Here is a 16,174-nt window from a genome sequence, read left to right on the forward strand (position 1 = left end):
GGAACTCAGCCCGACGGTGGACTCTTTCAGGCGCCGTTCCGGCTGCCCCGGGTGTTGGACGCGACCTCGATCAGGACCTTGCCGACGACCCCGTTCTCGACGGCGGCGTGGGCGTCCGCAGTGTCCTCCAGAGCAAACCAGTGAAGTGGCACCCCGGCACTTTCACCGACCTGCAGGGCGCCGTCCTCGACGGCTGCGCTGACGCCGGCGATGGCGTTGTCCTTGGCCTGCTCGGAAACCGTGTAGACGAGGACGCCCTGCCAGCGCAGGTTCTTGGTCATGGCCTCCCGGATGGGAATGCGGACCTGGTCTGCGCCGTCGTCGGCGTAGAAGGCGATGGTCGCGTTCACTGCGGCGACCGCGTGATCCAGGATCGCGTTGGCGTAGGGGGCCACCTCGACGAAGAGGTCGACGCCTTCAGGGGCGAACGCGTGGACCTGTTCGACGGTGTTGCCAGTGCGGTAGTTGACGACGTGGTCTGCGCCAGCCGCGGTGGCCAGCTCTGCCTTGGCGGGTCCGCTCACGGTCGTGATCACGCGCGCGCCGGCCCAGTGGGCGAGCTGAATGGCGGCGTTGCCCACCGCTCCGGCGCCGCCCGCGACGAGCACCGTCTTGCCGGACAGGGCGCCCGGGGCCAGTCGCTCCGGGCCTCCTTCGGCGACGGTCAGGGTGCGGTGCGCGGTCACGGCTGGGATCCCCAGCGCGGCGCCAAGCTCGAACGAGGCACTGTCCGGCAACGGCACGCACTGCCGCTCAGGTAGGACGGCATACTCCTGCGCGGTGCCGCCCGGGCGCTGCCACGCGGCCTCCCAGATCCAGACACGCTGGCCGATCCTCGACTCGGGCACTCCTGGCCCGACCGCATCAACGACTCCGGCACCATCCTGGTTGGGCACCTGCTCAGTGATCCCCGCCGGCAGTGAGCCTGCGCGGCGCTTCCAGTCGGTGGGGTTGACCCCGGAGACGTGCACCTTCACCCGCACCTCGCCAGGTCCGGGTTCGGGCATCGGCCGGTCGACCAGGTGGAGGACGTCGGGCGCGCCGGCAGCGGTGTAGACGATGGCTTTCATGTCAGTTCAAGCCTTCCGGGTCTGGTTTCGATGCCGTTGGCGCTGATTCTCCTCGCAGCCCACTGATCCGTCGTGGCGGAAGTCGGCCCACGCCTTCTGGGCGCGGCTATGGATCGGTGGCCGCCGAGGGTGTAGGCAGGGGGGCAGGCGCGACCTGCGCGTTCGTCACCGAGGAGGACCCATGGCCGCACTCGACAGCGCCCAGTTGCTCGCAGCCCTCGAGCCGACGGTCGAGGAGAACCTCAACCGTCACCTCGCGGTCGCGCAAGAGTGGATGCCGCACGAATATGTCCCCTGGTCGCTCGGCCGCGACTTTGCCGAGCTGGGGGGCGAGGCGTGGTCGCCAGACCAGTCGCAGCTCTCGCCGATCGCTCGGACGGCTTTGGAGGTCAACCTCCTCACCGAGGACAACCTGCCGAGCTACCACCGGGTCATCGACCAGGCCTTCGGGCGCGAGAGCGCATGGGGGACCTGGGTCAATCGCTGGACCGCCGAGGAAGGGCGGCACGCGTTCTGCATCCGGGACTACCTCCTCGTCACCCGCGGCGTCGACCCCAACGAGCTCGAGCGGGCGCGGATGGACACGATGGAGACCGGCTACGACCCGGGTGAAAAGCCACTGCTCAATGTCTGCGCCTACGTCTCGTTCCAAGAGCTGGCCACCCGTGTGTCACACCGGAACACGGGCCGCTACGCCGAGGAGCCGATCGCCGAGAAGCTGCTCACGCGGGTCGCCAAGGACGAGAACCTCCACATGATCTTCTACCGGAACATCGTCCAAGCCGCCCTGGAGCTGACGCCGAGCCAGACGATGCGGGCGATCACCGATGAGGTCCTCACGTTCCAGATGCCCGGTGCGATCATCCCCGGGTTCGGCCGCAAGGCCGTGCAGATGGCCATGGCCGGGATCTACGACCTGCGCATCCACCACGACGACATCGTGGAGCCACTGCTGCGCCAGTGGGGAGTCTGGGAGCTCGAGGGCCTCGACGCCGATGGCGAGAAAGCCCGGGACGAGCTCGCGACCGCCCTCGCCAGCCTCGACCAGGAGGCCGCCCGGTTCGTCGCCCGCCGCGAGGAGCGCGCAGCGAAGCTGGCGGCCCGCCAGGAGTCCTAGCCTCGCCGCAGGACCAGCTGAGGAGACACCGGTCGGCGACTTTGTCGACCGGGTATGCCGCCGTGTCGGGGCCTCTTCGCGGCGCACGAAGCGCGTGACAGCCAGTTGGAGCAGGGGAGGTGATCACCCGATCGCCCATCACCCGTTCGTCGGCGGAGTTCGGCTCATCGCCCGATCAGGGAAAGCCGCTATGAGGCGTTCAATGGGATGACCGACGACTTCCGCAAAGGCGGGCCCGATGTTCGACTCGACACACCAGCAGTCCAAAGACCCCGTGGCCGCCTGCACTGTCGACGCCGTCCATCGACGCGACCACCACCACGAAGGTGAGCAGACCTGCCACCCCCACCTGATCGAGGTCGTCCACCTCGGCCGACGCGCTGTCGCCGTATGCCATGACTGTTGCCAGGACTCCGGCTTCCTTCCCGAGCGCGACGCCGACCAGGTGGCTTCCGCCCACCGCGACGAGACGGCCGCGGACGGGTACCCCGCCTTCACGGCGCAGGTGGCCTGAGCGCCAGGCGAAAGGGAGCTCCAGTAGGCCGGAGCTCCCTTTCGTCGAGGCATGCCGCGTCCGCTTTGGCGGGGCCAGCAGCGGCATCGGATGGTCGGGTCACCACCGGTAGTTGGTGCCGTGCGCGATGTTCACGTACATACCGATGTGCGTGTAGAAGTTCATGGCACCGAACAGCAGCAGGACCAGGCCACCGAGGGCGAAGGCCCGCACGGCCCAGCGCAGCAGGTGCGGTCGTTCGGTCAGCGTCGCGGTCGCAAACAGCAACGCGCCCAGTGCGATGACGCCCCAAAGCCCGCCGAGGAACAGGGCCTCGAGGATGGGCAGGTGTCCGAAACGGCCACTGATCGGCTCTTGTGGGGGTGCGGCGCCGAGTTGGAACCGCACGAATGCGATGGCGAGCACGGCCATACCCAGACCCATCGCGCCGACGAAGACACCGACCGGCTTGAACCCTGACAATGCGGTGGCGTTCGCCTCGTCCGTTTCACCCGCGAACAGGCTCCGGTGGCGCCACAGGTACAGGGCGGCGAACAGCAACAGCGCACCGAATCCTGCGGCCGGCTGGCCGAAGGCGATGTTTGCGTACTCGAACCCGTCCCCGCCGAACGGCCACGTCGCCGTGGTGTGCAGTCCCAGCACCAGCAGCAACAGGCCGGTGACGCCGAAGAATCCTGCCCAGCCTTCGCTGTCGATCCGTTTGCCCCGCACGAGGTGGGTGAGGAACCACCCGAACCCCAACAGCCCCGCTCCGGCCGTGATGGCCACTAACTCGTTGTAGACGACCATGTCGTCAGACCTCTCTTTCTCTTGATGTGGAGGCCCTGCGATGGAGGGCCTCGAGCCGTCTCAGCGGCGAGGGTTGCCCGGCTCGACCGGGATGGTGGTGGCTTGCGGCAGGCCGTCGAAGCCACGGTTGGTCCACCAGGGGCCGGGCTCGTCCAGCGAGCGCGGCCGGGTCGCGCGCCAGGGCGCGTCGTCCTCGTGCATTCCGGCCCAGGACATTGCGCCGAACCACAGCACCGTGAAGCCGATCATCAACGGCCCCAGGAGCACTGGGTCCAGAGTCGAAGTCATGCCGTGTCACCTCCTTTCATTTACGCTACAGTCGCTGTAGCGTAACGACGTCACGTTTTGTTCCCGAGAGGCAGAAACCATGGGCGAGCCAGCGACACGTGGTCGGCCGCGACGTGCAGAGACGGACGCGCGGCTGATGCGCGCAGCTGTCGAGCTGCTGCGCGACAAGGGCCCGGCCGGGGTGAGCATCGAGGCGGTCGCATCTCGTTCAGGCGTGGCGCGGACGACGATCTACCGACGTTTCGATAGTCGTCGACAGCTCATCGAGGCCGCCATCGACCCGGTCGTCGACCGGCCCCTGCCGCCGCACGACCTGGCTTTGGACGGCAAGGTGCGTTGGGTCCTGGAGCAGGTGGCCGAGCTATTCGAGACCGGGCTGGGCAGGGGGGCAGTTGCCGCCATCATCAGCAACTCCGACCCGGACTTCACCGGTGCCCTGCGCCAAGCCCTGGAGCGGCGGCTCGGTCCGCTGCGGGCACAGATCGCCGCGGACATCGACGCTGGACAGGTCGCGGAGCACGTCGAACCTGAGGCCGTGATCGGGCTCCTGTTCGGCGCCTACCTGGGCGAGGTCTTGCGCCATGGAGAGCCACGCAAGGGCTGGACCGATGACACGGTCGCCCTGCTCACCAGGGCCCTCGTGGTACGCCCGGCGGCTCCCTGAGCGTCGCTCCGCCCCAAGCCCCGGGCGCGACTGATGCCGCATGCCGCCGCAGCTCGGATTCGAATCAAAACTTGTCGGTGCCGCGCAGGGCCCGTGGGCGACCATCGGGATCGAAGAGGAACCGGTAGGCCGGTCGGGCCCACAATCGGGCAGCAGGGCGAATCTCCCTGAGGGCATGGGGCCTGATGCGGGCGCCTGGCTCTGTGGCACGCGCCCCCCACAGGTCCGTGGCGTGGTCGAGGTCGGCGAGCCGAGGGTCGGCGGGAGGGAGGCCGAGGTGCTCGGCCCAGAGAGTCGCACGCAGCTCGCGCGGCAGGCGCCCTTCAGCGTCGACGACGGCGCAGGTGACCTCGGAGTCGTGGGTCCAGGAGCGCAGGTTGAGGTTGTCGGACCCGCAGGTCATCCATTCGTCATCGACGATGCAGACCTTGGCGTGGACGTAGACCGGGGTGCCGGCGGGGTTCTGGAGGTCGTACATGGCGAACCGCGCCCCACCAGCCTCCAGGAGCAGGTCCCTGGCCCGTTGCTGGCCGAGGCGCATTGGTGTGCCGCTCGCCGCAGTGTCCTGTTCGGGGAATCGCGGGACCACTGCGATCACCTGGAGTCCGGGTTCGCGGCGGAGCGCGTCGGCGAGCGTGGCAGTCACGACCTCCGACCAGAAGTACTGGTCCTCGATGTACACCAAGCGCCGCGCGCGTGCGAAGGCGTGCTCATAGGCGTGTGCGATCGTCCGCTCGCCGTGCGGGGCGAACGGGTAGGGGGGTCGCTTTGCAGGATAGGTGCGGACTATCTGCACCGAGTGCGGACCGCACACGGGCGGGGGGTCCCAGCGTTCCGGCAGGGGCTCTGGATGCCGTGGCATCCGGGCGGCCCTGTGGACCAGCGCGCGGTACGGGTTGCGATGATCGAGTGGCGTCGGGTCGTCCCAGCGCTCGGAGAAGACATCGAGTACGTGACTCACCGCAGGGCCACGGATCTCCAGCGTGGCATCGTGCCACGGTGGGTTGGGCCCGTAGCGCTCGTCAAGTGGCGCCGGCTGTGGGTCGCCACGGTGCTCGGTGTCGTCACGCCGCCCGTGACAGAGGTCGATCCCGCCGACGAAGGCAACGTCCTCGTGTGAGCGGCCCTGACGCCGCACCACGAACAGCTTCTGGTGATGCGATCCGCCCCGGCGCACCCGCTCATCGAAGAGGGCTTCGCCACCCGCCTCGTTGATCACCGCGCCGAGATGGCGGTTTTCCTCCGCGTTGAAGCGAAGCGTGTCGCTGTGCGAGCGCCACAGGAGCGCCCGGACCTCGACACCGCGGCGGGCGGCCTTGGTGAGTAGGTCGCCAATGGTCGGGCCGCCTTCGGCGAGGAGCTCGTCGGCGTCACCGCGCCAGTCGGTGAAGAAGATCCGGTCCCCCGCACGGGTGCCGTCCACGAGCTGCGCCAGACGCGCGAAGTAGTCGTGACCGTGAACGTGCGGCACCACGAGGTTCCCGGCCGTCCACGGACGATCCCGCTCCGGCAGGAACCAGTCGCTCATCTCTACAGGCTGCCAGCCGGACGGTCTGGGAACCAGCGCCGAGAATCCGGAGTGGTTGGATGATCCGCTCATCCGAGATCGCGCTAGCAGAGCTGCGTCACGCCGCCGCATTGGACTCCACGTCCGGTCGACTCACCTGAACCTGCGTGCGAAGCGTCAACCTCCAAGGCTCGTCGGGTCTGTTCATGGGTAGACCGTGCGACTGTCGCGCACGGCACCTGGAGGAAGCCATGGACCGCACCACCAGTCTCCGTGTCGCCGTCGCGCTCACCGCCGCTGCCGCCAGCACGCCCTCAGAGGCAGGCACGTCATGACCCGCTCGTCCATCTGCTGGTGGTGCGCCGGCAGGGCTTCCTGCAGCCTGGGTCGAGGTGTCCCATCCACGCCCGGGGGATGCGATGAAGACCGATGAACGGCGGGACTACGAGCAGGTGTTCCGCGGCAGCTTCGCCTCGATCACGCGCACCGTCTACCTGATAGTCCACGACCAGGGTGCGGCGGAAGAGCTCACCCAAGACGCCTTCATCAAGCTCCTCGCGAAGTGGGGGTCCATCGCGGCATACGAACGTCCCGAGGCGTGGGTGCGCAAGGTGGCCATCCGGATGGCCGTTCGCCACGTCGGTCGCGAAGCGCGCCGACCGGTCAAGGAGGCCACTGCCCAGTCGTTCCCGCAGACGGCCGCGGTCCCCGACCACGATGTCGCCCTCGCGGTCCGACAGCTTGCACCCATGCAGCGCGCCGTCGTGGTGCTGCACTACTTCGAGGACCGGCCGGTCCTGGAGATCGCCCGGACCCTGCAGGTCTCGGAGTCGACCGTCAAACAGCACCTGTTCCGCGCCCGCGCGCGGCTAGCCCAAACCCTCGGAGAGGAGGTCGGGTCCGATGCCCGTTGACGACCGCCTGCGTGTGGGCCTGACCGCCAATGCCACAGCCCTTCGCGAACCAGACGTGGACATCCTGCTCGGCCAGGCCTTCGCCGCTCACCGCCGCCGACAGGCGCGCCGCTGGGCCGGCGTCGCCGGACTGGCAGCAGCCGCCTGCGCTGCGCTGGTGGTCACCCTGATGGGGCAGACGGCGCCGAAGCCGGCGCCCGCCCCGCCAGTCGGCAGGACAACGGCAACAGTTCTAGACCGGTATGCCGGTCTGGTCGCCCCCTTCGCCGAGGCGCCTAACGTGTCCGGTCGATGGGTGCTCGCTCGCAGCGCCGACGGCACGGTCGTCGCCACGCCTCCCAGCAGGTACGGCAGGGGGGAGCCGTTGGTGGCCGGGCGGATCGGCCGTGAAGGGGTGTTCGGAACGGACCTGTTCCACCCGGGCAACCTCGTCTGCGACGGTCCTGGCGGCAAGTACCGGATCGCAGATCGTGGTGACCAGCTCGTCTTCGAGTCGGTTGATGACCGCTGTGTGTCACGAGTCCAGTTCTTCACCAAGACGACGTGGATATCCACGAGTGTCACCGCATACACCGGTCCACGCATCCCGGATGGCCGATGGGCCCGGGACGTCACCGTGGGGCAGCTGAACGACGTGCGCTTCTGGCCCGACGCAGCCTGGAAGACATCCAACGGCTTCTCCGACGGCAAGGGACGCTTCGTCATCGAGCTCGCCGGGAGCCGGTGGTTCATCTTCTTCGAGAACGACCAGGGCGGGCTTGAGATCGGTGACCAAGGACCGGTGACCTACGACGCCCTCGGGCGTTGGGTCCAGCACGGGACCACGGCCGTCGAATGGTCGATCCGGGGTGACACCCTCACCACGCGCAACGCCGTCCCGGTGGAAGGACTACATACGCTGCCGGCCAGCGATACCGATCGCGGGGTGCTCGAAGGGAGCTGGGAACGGGTCCGCTGACCCGCGCCAACCCCGCTCCCGTCAGCTGGTTCACAGGCCGCAGTCACGCCTGCTGCGGCGTGCGGCGCGGCTCGGTGTCGAGGCTGGCTGCCTGGGCCGGCGGTGATGCGGTGCGGCGTGGCCACGTCCAGGCGGAACGCAGGATGTAGGCCAGCAGCAGCACCTCGAGCCCGATGGAGAGGCCGTAGAAGTAGGAGTAGGTCCAGGACTCCCCGTCCGCGTTGTAGATCGAGACGGGGAGGTGCGTCGCCCCCCTGCCGTGGCGACGTGCGCACCCGCTCGCTGCGGCCGCAGTGGCTTTCGGCCTCTTGACCGGGATCGACATCGTCAGAATCCTCACCGGGTCCCAAGGCGCTCCGCCCTCAAGTGTCTCGGCCACCCTGGTCCTGACCTACGCCCTGTTCCGGTGGGGCTCCGGTCGGGAGGCCGCAGGCGGCCTTGGCGTGATCCTGGTCTGGTTGGCCGTCACCCACGTCGCCGACCCGACCAGCCTGGCCGAGAGGGTCGCGGCATACGCGTTCTTCCTGTTCGCCGCCGCGCTCGGCGCCGCGAACCGCTATCGCGCGAGGATCCGCATCCGCGACATCGACGAAGCCAAGGCCCGGGAGCGCGAACAGCTCGCGCGCGAGCTCCACGACACCGTCGCCCATCACGTCTCCGGAATCGCCATCCAGGCTCAAGCGGGACGTGCCGTCGCCGCCTCCCACCCGGAGCGTGCCATCGAAGCCCTGGCCACCATCGAGGATGCGGCGACCCGAACGCTGACCGAGCTGCGCGCCATCGTCGGGGTGCTGCGCGCCTCGCAGCACACCGAGTTCGCGCCGCAGCCGGGCGTGGCCGAGGTCGAGCAGCTCGCCAACGATGGCCAGACACGCCCGTGCGTCGAGGTGACGCTCGCCGGTGAGCTCGACGACCTCAGCCCCGCGGTCGGGGCCGCCATCTACCGCCTCGCCCAGGAGTCCATCACCAACGCTCGACGGCACGCCCGCCACGCCACCCAGGTCACCGTGGCCGTCACGGGTGACGCCGACCAGGTACGCCTGACCGTCGACGACGACGGCTCCTCCGGCCCAACCAATCGGGCCCCAGCCGGCTACGGCCTGGTAGGGATGCGCGAGCGCGCCACGCTGCTCGGCGGCACCTTCCGCGCGGGCCCCACCGCCGGCCGGGGCTGGCGGGTCGAAGCGAACCTGCCGCGAACCGGGACGCCACGATGAGCATCAGGGTCCTGATCGCCGACGACCAGCCCATCGTGCGCACCGGACTGACGATGCTCCTCGACGCCCAACCCGACATCGAAGTCATCGGCGCCGCCGCCGATGGGCGAGAGGCGGTGCGCCTGGTGCTCCAGCTGCGCCCCGACGTCGGCCTGTTCGACATCCGAATGCCGCTGATGGACGGCATCGAAGCCACCCGCCGACTGGCCGGCCCCGAAGTCATCGACCCGTTGCCGATCGTGGTCATCACCACCTTCGACCTGGACGAGTACGTCCACGGAGCGCTCAAAGCCGGCGCCCGCGGATTCCTGCTCAAGGACGCCGGACCCGCCCTGCTGACCCAGGCCATCCACGCCGCCGCCGACGGAGACGCACTCATCGCACCCAGCGTGACCGTCCGACTCCTCGCTGCCTTCGCGCACACCCAGACCTCACCGCCCCGGCAGCCGTTGGAACCGCTCACGGCCCGCGAGGAAGAGGTCCTCCGGCCCGTGGCCCAAGGCCGCACCAACAGCGAGATCGCTACCGAGTTCTACATCACGCCCAGCACCGTCAAAGCCCACCTCGCCAGCCTCATGAGAAAACTCGGCGCCCGCAACCGCGTCGAGGTCGCCATGTGGGCCTACGAGACCGGCCGCATCTAAACCTTTGGGACCTCAGCGAATTCGGTCGCCCTTGACCCTGACCCACAGCGACGGCTCCGCCTTGGGCCTTCGGCGGGTGACTTACGGTCGGGGACAGCCACGGCCAGTGGGGCTGAGCGATGAGTTCTCGGCACAGCCCCACTGGCGGTGACGCGCCTTACCGGCGGGCGAACATCGCGTCCTGGGCGTACCCGTCGTGTGCCAGGCCGGTGTAGGCGTCCGTCTGGGGCGAGACAGCCCACCGGTTCAGCCCGGTCCAGACCACGTTGACGTGGTTGTCGGAGCCGACCACGAGACCGGTGTAGTCACCGTCGAACACATTGCAGTCCTTGCCGGTTGCGTCCGCGACGGGCGGGTCGGTGTAACCGTCCGGGCCGCAGATCCGAGGCCATGCGCTCTGTGGCACGTACTGTCCTGACCAGTGCGTCACTGAGATGTCGACCTGCTCCGTGGGTTGCCGCCCCGCACCGTTGGGCATCAGCACCTCACGGCCAGCGATCACTGCGGGCCCGCCCGGGGAGGTCCGTGGCGCGACGGTCAGCAGCACGTGGTTGAAGGTGTCGTCGCGGTCCCCGCCGGGGTCGGCGATGTTCTCGTTGGAGTCGTAGGCCACCGCCAGGGATCCATCGGAGCGGAAGTCCGCCCACGGGAACCACTGGTCGCCCGCGGAGCCGTCGAGGGTGATTCGCGATGTCCACGACGCCCCGCCGTTCCAGCTCTCGGCCAGGTAGATGTTCGTGTCGGTTACCGCACCGCACGGGTTGTAGTCCGGCGCCTCACCTGGGATGTCGTTCAGGCAGCTGGCGGGGGCGTTGTCGTGCACGCCGGCGGCGTTGTCGTTGTAGACGACAGCCCAGTGCTGCGCGTTGGTCGGGTCGGCCGTGATGTTGCCCGGTGACTGCCAGCGGATCTGGTGTCCTGTCACGGTCTGTCGCCCGATGACGCTCCATGGGGTGTCGGCCGCGCCGTCCTCGAGCGGTGCGATGACGACCGGCGCACTGAACGTGGCGCCGCCGTTGGTGGACTTCACCGCCAGCAACGTCTGCTCGTACTCGCCGGCTGTCTCCCAGGCAGCGTCGATGTTTCCGTTGGCGAAGTGCACGACGAGGTCACCGTTGGTGGCCACCTCGGGGATCGGGAAGCTGTCCTCGTCGCATTCCCCGACCGGTCCCGCGCTCTGCGCGCTGCACAGCGGGTTCGTGCCGGAGATCTCCTTGGGGGTCGACCAGGTCCGGCCGCCGTCGTCGGAGTAGGCGAAGTACACCGACGACTCGTCGTAAGAGCCCTGGAGCCCGTTGAGGTAGCGCGCTGCCACGACATAGGCGCGCCCGTAGAACGGCGAGCTCGGGTGGTTGTCGACGGTCAGCCACTCCTTGTCGAAGAACAGTGCGTTGTTGGCCGGGCCGATGCCGGTTCCCTTGCCCTTCATGACGGTCACTGGCTCGTTCCACGTGATGCCTCCGTCGGAGGACCAGCTCACCGAGACATCACCCTGCGACACATAGGGGCCGCCCTGGCCGCCGGTGTTCTCCAGCTGCGCCATCATCGCCCAACCGGTCGTGGCCGTGCTGCCGGACAGCTTGCCGTTGAAGGCGGGCGAGGGATCGCCCGCTCCGTTCCCGCTACGCAGCGGGACCTGTCCGTCCACCCACGTCGCCCCCGCGTCCATCGACGTGAAGAACCCGGTCGGCACCAGCGCCTGCCTGACACCCGTCGAGTTGTTGAACCGGTAGAAGTAGTCGTTTGACCCCGCGAGCAGGTGCGTCGGCACCTTGGGGTTCACCGCGATCGCGAGCTCGTTGTCCGGGTTGAAGTCCTGACGATAGGGCTCGGTGTCGTTGCACGAGATGTCCATCGCGCCGGCGGGCGTGCCGTACCCGGGCCCGGCGGCCACGGTGCACCGGTATGCCTCGATGGCGACCTTGCTGAACTGGCCGCTACCGCCTGTGGTGCTACCTGCGTCACCCGGATCGAGCACGGGTCGGACGACCATGCGGAAGGTGGAGAACGGCCGGTCCCGCGCCTCCGCGGGGGCCACATTGACCAGGGCTACCGTCGCTGCGACGGCGATACCGGCCACGAGAGTTCTGGACGTCATGACGCCTCCCAACGCGCACCCGGTCGGGCCTCCCATGCCGTCGGTGTACGGGTGCGCCCACCCGCCATGGTCGCCCTCAGGCGGGGTCGCCGCGTCCACCAAAAGGCGCAGGAAGCCTCAAACCGTCTGAGGTGCATGCAGTAACAGGCTTCCGTTGGTGCCCGCAACAATCCCGCACCCACGCCTGGCTTCGCTTGGCCCCTCTCGGGCGAGGATGCTTGGACCATGGCCTTGAAAGCGGATGACCATGGTCGCGGACCGCGGCTGCCGCCGACGTGGTTCATCCACCTGGCTTGGCGCATGCACCGCGGCATCTACCGGGTCTCGCGTGGCCGCGTCGGTCTGTGGCGCCCGAGGCGCAACCGTTGGGGCACACTGCGGCTCACGACCACGGGACGGCACTCGGGTGAGCCGCGAAGTGTGATCCTCGGGTACCTCGAAGACGGTCCGAACCTGGTCACGATGGCCATGAATGGCTGGGCCGACGGCGAGCCCGCGTGGTGGCTGAACCTTCAGGAGCAGCCGGTGGCAACCGTTTCCATTGCCGGCGGTGGGGGCACGGTGCGGGCGCATGCGGCCGAGGGGGAGGAGCGCACTCGGCTGTGGGCGCGATGGCGTGAGATCGACGCCCAGCTCGATGGGTATGCCGCGCTTCGCTCGACCGAGACGGCGGTCGTGGTCCTCGAGCTCGTCCCAGGGCCCGACTGACCACGCCACGCACTAGGCGCGTTGCCCGATGACACGGACCACCAGTCGGTCCACCATGGACAGCACCAATCAAGCGGCTGCCTGAGGAGGACCAGTGCTGTTCCACATCACGCAGGTTCACAGTCCTGAGCTCTGCCCTCGAGACGAGGGCGGCTCCAACTCGCTGTACGACGACAGCGTCGAAGGTGTCACGCTGATCGGTCGCTACGGCGCGAACGCCCAGCACACGCTCTTCCTGGTCGTCGAGGCCGACGACGTCAACGCCGTGCACAAGTTCCTCTGGCCCGGCTTCAAGCGCTGCACCAGCACGATCACCCCGGTGAGCGAGATCCCCGTTCCCAAGGACTGACCTCGGACTCGCACCAGGCGCCGGGCCCGATGCGGCAAGCACGCGGCATACCCAGTCGTTGGCGACCCTCAGGCCAAGGCAACACGGAGGGGGCCGGCCCGTAGGACCGGCCCCCTGTTGAGTGGTGTTGCTGTGAGCGGTCAGCTGGCCGCGATGGAGACCGAAGCGGTCGAGACACTGCCACCGAGGATGGGGCTCACCAAGGCGGACGAGCACGAGGGCCGGTTCGCCGTGACGTTCGGGATCGCCAACGGCGAGTTGCAGCTCGGCTGGTTGACGGTCAGGACCGCCGTGCCGAAGCCTGTCCTTGCGGTGATCTGCCAGGCGTCACCGAGGGTGCCGATCAGCAGGATGCTGCCCGACGGACGCTTCAGGGTCACGTTGCAGGTCGGCGACCCCAGCAGGACCGTGCCACCCGGCCAGTGCTGCGCGAAGTCGCTGTCCTTGACGCCGGTGATCGTGTTCGTCAGCGTCGTGGGGGAGCAGGCGGGCGGTGGTGTCGCCCCGCTGCAGATCAACGTGCCGGTCGCCGAGAAGCCCGTGATCGACTGCCCAGCCGGACAGGTCAGCCCAGCCAGCCCGGTGATGCCGGGCGCGCCCTGAGGTCCGACCGGTCCGGCAGGTCCCACAGGTCCGGCGGGTCCAGCAGGTCCGGCAGGTCCCGTCGCACCAATGGGGCCAACGGGTCCCGCAGGTCCGGTCGCGCCGACGGGTCCAGCGGGGCCCGCAGGTCCCCTTGCGCCGACGGGTCCGGCAGGTCCGGTAGGTCCGGCAGGGCCGGCGGGTCCGGGAGGCCCTTGGATGCCCGTCATGTTCCAGGAGATCGGCACCTCGGACTTGCGGCACTTCTGGCTGCCCTGAAGAAGCCGGAGCATCCCTTGGTTCTTCTGGTAGCAGGCCTTGATGACGCCCGAGGCGGCAACGTTGACAGCCGGGGGAGCCTTGGCGGCCACGGCTTGCGTGCCGGTCACGAGCAGGACAGCGGAACCGATTATCGCCAACGGAACTCGCCAGTTGGGTCGAGACATCGTGAGTCCTTCCTGTCAGAAGGGTGCGTAGGCTCCGGCCCTTTGCCGGATGCGTTGCGTCGCCCGTGTTGGACGCTACTCAGCCTCGAATAGGTCATCATCGGGCAAAAGCATGAGTACGGTGAACAACGGCCCCATTCATGGCTTTTCCCATCGCTATGCCCCTGCTCAGCCCGTTTTGCCGGAAGCCTGCGCCTCATACTCGTCAGTACGCGGCCTGTTGCCGTGGGCGGACCCGCCTTGGGCCGAGCTGCCGTCGGACAGATCGCTTGTGGCAGGCAGTCCCCGGTGTCAGCCTGATGCCATGGGGGCCGGTCGGACTCTGATGCTGGTGGTTGCACACCCTGACGACGACGCTTACGGGGTGGCCGGGTCCGTGGCGCTGCACGACGCCGACCCTCGGTTTCGCTACGTGCTGGTCCACGCGACCTTCGGGGAAGCCGGCGAGATCGCGCCGGGCTTCCCGGCCACCCAGGAGTCGCTGGGAGTCGTCCGGCGACGCGAGTGCGAGGCGGCTTGGCGGGCCCACGGCCGGGTCCCTGACCGCCACGAGTGGCTGGGGCTGCCCGATGGTCGCGTCGCTGAGGCGCCCGAGCAGGAGCTCGGGGCTGCGATCGCCCGGATCATGGCTGAGGAGCGGCCCGACGTCGTCGCGACCTTCGGCCCGGACGGCATCACGGGTCATCCGGACCACGTCGCGATCGGCGCGGCGACGGACGCTGCGTTCCATCGGCTTCGCGACGGCGACCGAGCCGGGCTGCGGCGCCTCGTGCACGGTGCCCTGCCGCAGTCAGTGTTCGAGCGGTGGAACGCCGCGCGGGTCCAGCGGGGGATGTGGGCCTTTGACCCGACCGCCGTCTACCACGTGCGCGGGGTCCCCGATGAGCAGATCGGGGTCGTCGTCGACACCAGCTCCGTCGCCGACCGGGTCGTCAGGGGGCTGGTGGAACACCGCAGTCAGCGGCACGTGATCGCCGGCGGGATCGACGGCACGGACCACTGGAGCCGGATGGTTGCGCGGGAGCACCTGGTCCTGGCGTGGCCACCCCGCGCCGCGGGCGATCCGGTGCTGACCGACCTCTTCGAAGGCCTCGACTGATCGGGCGTATGCCGCGCCCCTCACCATGGGGCACGGCATAGCGCGCCCCTCACCATGGGGCAGGGCATAGCGGGCACCGGCAGATCGCGGCCGGGTCAGACGGGTTCTCGCACGGGAAGCACAGGCAGGTGCAAGCCGTGGCGTTCCTTGGCCCCGCCGGGGCGTCCCGTGGCGTCATTGGTCTCAGGGTTATCCGGGTGGACCACCGCGACGGGGCAGTGCGCTGCCCGCAGGACCCCCTGCGACACCGATCCCTTGAGCCACCCCGACACCGTGCCGCGGCCTCGGGTGCCGACCACGAGCAAACAGGCGTTCTCGCTCAATCGTGCGAGCTCCTTGACGGGGTGACCCTGGGGGACGTGGCGTCGCACATCGACGTCGGGGTACTGATCTGCATACCCGGCCAGGGCTTCCGCGACGACGGAACGCTCCTCTTGTTCGAGCTGGGTCCAGTCGACCGACGACGTCATCGAGGCGGCCGCTCCTTCGTCACCTTCGACCTGCCAGGTGTGCACGGCGGTGAGGCCGGCCCTGCGGGAGGAGGCGAAGGCGAAGGCGAAGGCCAACGCCGCTTGCGACGTCTCGGAACCGTCCACGCCAACCACGATCCGTGTGTCGGTGAGGGTGTGAGAGGCGGCTTCTTTCACGACGATGACAGGAGCGTGGGCATGGGCACAGACCTGCGTTGAGACCGAGCCGAAGATCATGCCCTGGACTGCGCCAAGGCCGCGGGCCCCGACGACGACCAGCTCGGCGTCGATGGAGGCCTCGACCAGGATCGTGCCCGGAAGCCCGACGCCGATGACCGCTTGGACTGCCAGACCCGGGTGAGCGGCTCGGGCTCGGTCTGCGCAGGTGGCCGCGGCATGCTCGGCGACGTCCTTCAACGCCTCGTCCAGGTCGGCGATCCCTGCGCCGGCGGCTCCGCCGGCGCGCAGGGCGGGGTAGGGCGGCGGTGAGTAGGTATGAACGACCAGCAGGGGACGGCCGAGTCGCGCGGCCTCCGTGGCGGCCCAGTCGAGGGCCAGGTCGCTCGTGCCGGACATGTCGACGCCGACGATGACGGGGCGGGCGTTCGTCTTCATGGTGCACTCCTGATTCCCGGGGGCTTCACCTCCACCGTGCCCGGGCGGCCGATGCGGAGGAAGGGCCATAGGTCCCCGTGCCGTGACCGGGCGGGACCTAGTGCCCTGTGCCGCTGGGGGCGGGA

Annotated in this window: 18 protein-coding genes; 11 read left to right on the top strand and 7 right to left on the bottom strand. The window is 68.9% G+C overall.

What is annotated here, in order from left to right; all coding sequences use genetic code 11:
* Nucleotides 1–26 precede the first annotated feature (26 nt).
* Entirely contained in the window at nt 27–1,070 is a 1,044-nt protein-coding gene (locus AC1DWJ_RS04700) for an NADPH:quinone reductase (protein WP_477620110.1), read from the bottom strand.
* 181 nt (nt 1,071–1,251) lie between these two features.
* On the opposite strand from AC1DWJ_RS04700, the gene AC1DWJ_RS04705 reads away from it, so the two are divergent.
* Both AC1DWJ_RS04705 and AC1DWJ_RS04710 read left to right on the top strand, forming a co-directional pair.
* Entirely contained in the window at nt 1,252–2,187 is a 936-nt protein-coding gene (locus AC1DWJ_RS04705; RefSeq protein WP_457254245.1) for an acyl-ACP desaturase, read from the top strand.
* 238 nt (nt 2,188–2,425) lie between these two features.
* The gene (locus AC1DWJ_RS04710) at nt 2,426–2,701 is read left to right on the top strand and encodes a hypothetical protein (RefSeq protein ID WP_457254244.1); all 276 of its coding nucleotides are present in this window, start codon (nt 2,426–2,428) and stop codon (nt 2,699–2,701) included.
* A gap of 99 nt (nt 2,702–2,800) precedes the next feature.
* Here the strand turns inward: AC1DWJ_RS04710 and AC1DWJ_RS04715 are convergent, their stop codons facing one another.
* Both AC1DWJ_RS04715 and AC1DWJ_RS04720 read right to left on the bottom strand, forming a co-directional pair.
* Nucleotides 2,801–3,490 (bottom strand): DUF981 family protein, encoded by a 690-nt coding sequence (locus AC1DWJ_RS04715; protein WP_477620111.1) that lies wholly within the window; start codon nt 3,488–3,490, stop codon nt 2,801–2,803.
* Between the two features lie 60 nt (nt 3,491–3,550).
* On the bottom strand, nt 3,551–3,778 hold the full coding sequence (locus tag AC1DWJ_RS04720; protein ID WP_477620112.1) for a hypothetical protein: 228 nt from the start codon (nt 3,776–3,778) through the stop codon (nt 3,551–3,553).
* 136 nt (nt 3,779–3,914) lie between these two features.
* On the opposite strand from AC1DWJ_RS04720, the gene AC1DWJ_RS04725 reads away from it, so the two are divergent.
* Nucleotides 3,915–4,442, top strand: a complete 528-nt coding sequence (locus AC1DWJ_RS04725) for a TetR/AcrR family transcriptional regulator (protein WP_477620113.1) — start codon at nt 3,915–3,917, stop codon at nt 4,440–4,442.
* Between the two features lie 64 nt (nt 4,443–4,506).
* On the opposite strand, the gene AC1DWJ_RS04730 is transcribed toward AC1DWJ_RS04725, so the two are convergent.
* Complete coding sequence (locus AC1DWJ_RS04730; protein WP_477620114.1) at nt 4,507–6,081, bottom strand: phospholipase D-like domain-containing protein; 1,575 nt, start codon at nt 6,079–6,081, stop codon at nt 4,507–4,509.
* Nucleotides 6,082–6,368: 287 nt separating this feature from the next.
* On the opposite strand from AC1DWJ_RS04730, the gene AC1DWJ_RS04735 reads away from it, so the two are divergent.
* Complete coding sequence (locus AC1DWJ_RS04735) at nt 6,369–6,863, top strand: RNA polymerase sigma factor (RefSeq protein ID WP_457254239.1); 495 nt, start codon at nt 6,369–6,371, stop codon at nt 6,861–6,863.
* Nucleotides 6,853–7,821 carry a hypothetical protein gene (locus tag AC1DWJ_RS04740; RefSeq protein WP_477620115.1) on the top strand — a complete coding sequence of 323 codons (969 nt, stop codon included), beginning with the start codon at nt 6,853–6,855 and terminating at the stop codon, nt 7,819–7,821. The genes AC1DWJ_RS04735 and AC1DWJ_RS04740 overlap by 11 nt, the downstream gene beginning before the upstream one ends.
* Before the next feature lie 43 nt (nt 7,822–7,864).
* Here the strand turns inward: AC1DWJ_RS04740 and AC1DWJ_RS04745 are convergent, their stop codons facing one another.
* A complete protein-coding gene (locus AC1DWJ_RS04745; protein WP_477620116.1) occupies nt 7,865–8,146 on the bottom strand; it encodes a hypothetical protein in 282 nt (93 codons plus the stop codon).
* On the opposite strand from AC1DWJ_RS04745, the gene AC1DWJ_RS04750 reads away from it, so the two are divergent.
* Both AC1DWJ_RS04750 and AC1DWJ_RS04755 read left to right on the top strand, forming a co-directional pair.
* Nucleotides 8,130–9,038, top strand: a complete 909-nt coding sequence (locus AC1DWJ_RS04750; RefSeq protein WP_477620117.1) for a sensor histidine kinase — start codon at nt 8,130–8,132, stop codon at nt 9,036–9,038. The two genes, AC1DWJ_RS04745 and AC1DWJ_RS04750, sit on opposite strands and share 17 nt — an antisense overlap.
* Nucleotides 9,035–9,682, top strand: coding sequence for a response regulator (locus AC1DWJ_RS04755; RefSeq protein ID WP_477620118.1), 648 nt, complete (start codon nt 9,035–9,037; stop codon nt 9,680–9,682). Before AC1DWJ_RS04750 ends, AC1DWJ_RS04755 begins: the two co-directional genes overlap by 4 nt.
* 157 nt (nt 9,683–9,839) lie before the next feature.
* Here the strand turns inward: AC1DWJ_RS04755 and AC1DWJ_RS04760 are convergent, their stop codons facing one another.
* Nucleotides 9,840–11,780 carry a sialidase family protein gene (locus tag AC1DWJ_RS04760; protein ID WP_477620119.1) on the bottom strand — a complete coding sequence of 647 codons (1,941 nt, stop codon included), beginning with the start codon at nt 11,778–11,780 and terminating at the stop codon, nt 9,840–9,842.
* A 225-nt stretch (nt 11,781–12,005) separates the two neighbouring features.
* Between AC1DWJ_RS04760 and AC1DWJ_RS04765 the strand changes: the two genes are divergently transcribed.
* From AC1DWJ_RS04765 to AC1DWJ_RS04780, 4 genes are all read left to right on the top strand, one after another.
* A complete protein-coding gene (locus tag AC1DWJ_RS04765; protein WP_477620120.1) occupies nt 12,006–12,488 on the top strand; it encodes a nitroreductase/quinone reductase family protein in 483 nt (160 codons plus the stop codon).
* Between the two features lie 94 nt (nt 12,489–12,582).
* Nucleotides 12,583–12,837: a DUF3303 domain-containing protein gene (locus AC1DWJ_RS04770; protein ID WP_056921920.1), complete on the top strand. Its 255-nt coding sequence runs from the start codon at nt 12,583–12,585 to the stop codon at nt 12,835–12,837.
* 132 nt (nt 12,838–12,969) lie between these two features.
* On the top strand, nt 12,970–13,440 hold the full coding sequence (locus tag AC1DWJ_RS04775; RefSeq protein WP_457254233.1) for a hypothetical protein: 471 nt from the start codon (nt 12,970–12,972) through the stop codon (nt 13,438–13,440).
* Between the two features lie 756 nt (nt 13,441–14,196).
* Nucleotides 14,197–14,964: a PIG-L deacetylase family protein gene (locus AC1DWJ_RS04780; protein ID WP_457254232.1), complete on the top strand. Its 768-nt coding sequence runs from the start codon at nt 14,197–14,199 to the stop codon at nt 14,962–14,964.
* Nucleotides 14,965–15,059: 95 nt separating this feature from the next.
* Here AC1DWJ_RS04780 and AC1DWJ_RS04785 read toward each other — a convergent pair whose 3' ends face one another.
* Nucleotides 15,060–16,049 carry a universal stress protein gene (locus AC1DWJ_RS04785; protein ID WP_457254231.1) on the bottom strand — a complete coding sequence of 330 codons (990 nt, stop codon included), beginning with the start codon at nt 16,047–16,049 and terminating at the stop codon, nt 15,060–15,062.
* Nucleotides 16,050–16,174 lie beyond the last annotated feature (125 nt).

Source organism: Pedococcus sp. P2_D7 (assembly GCF_056404295.1).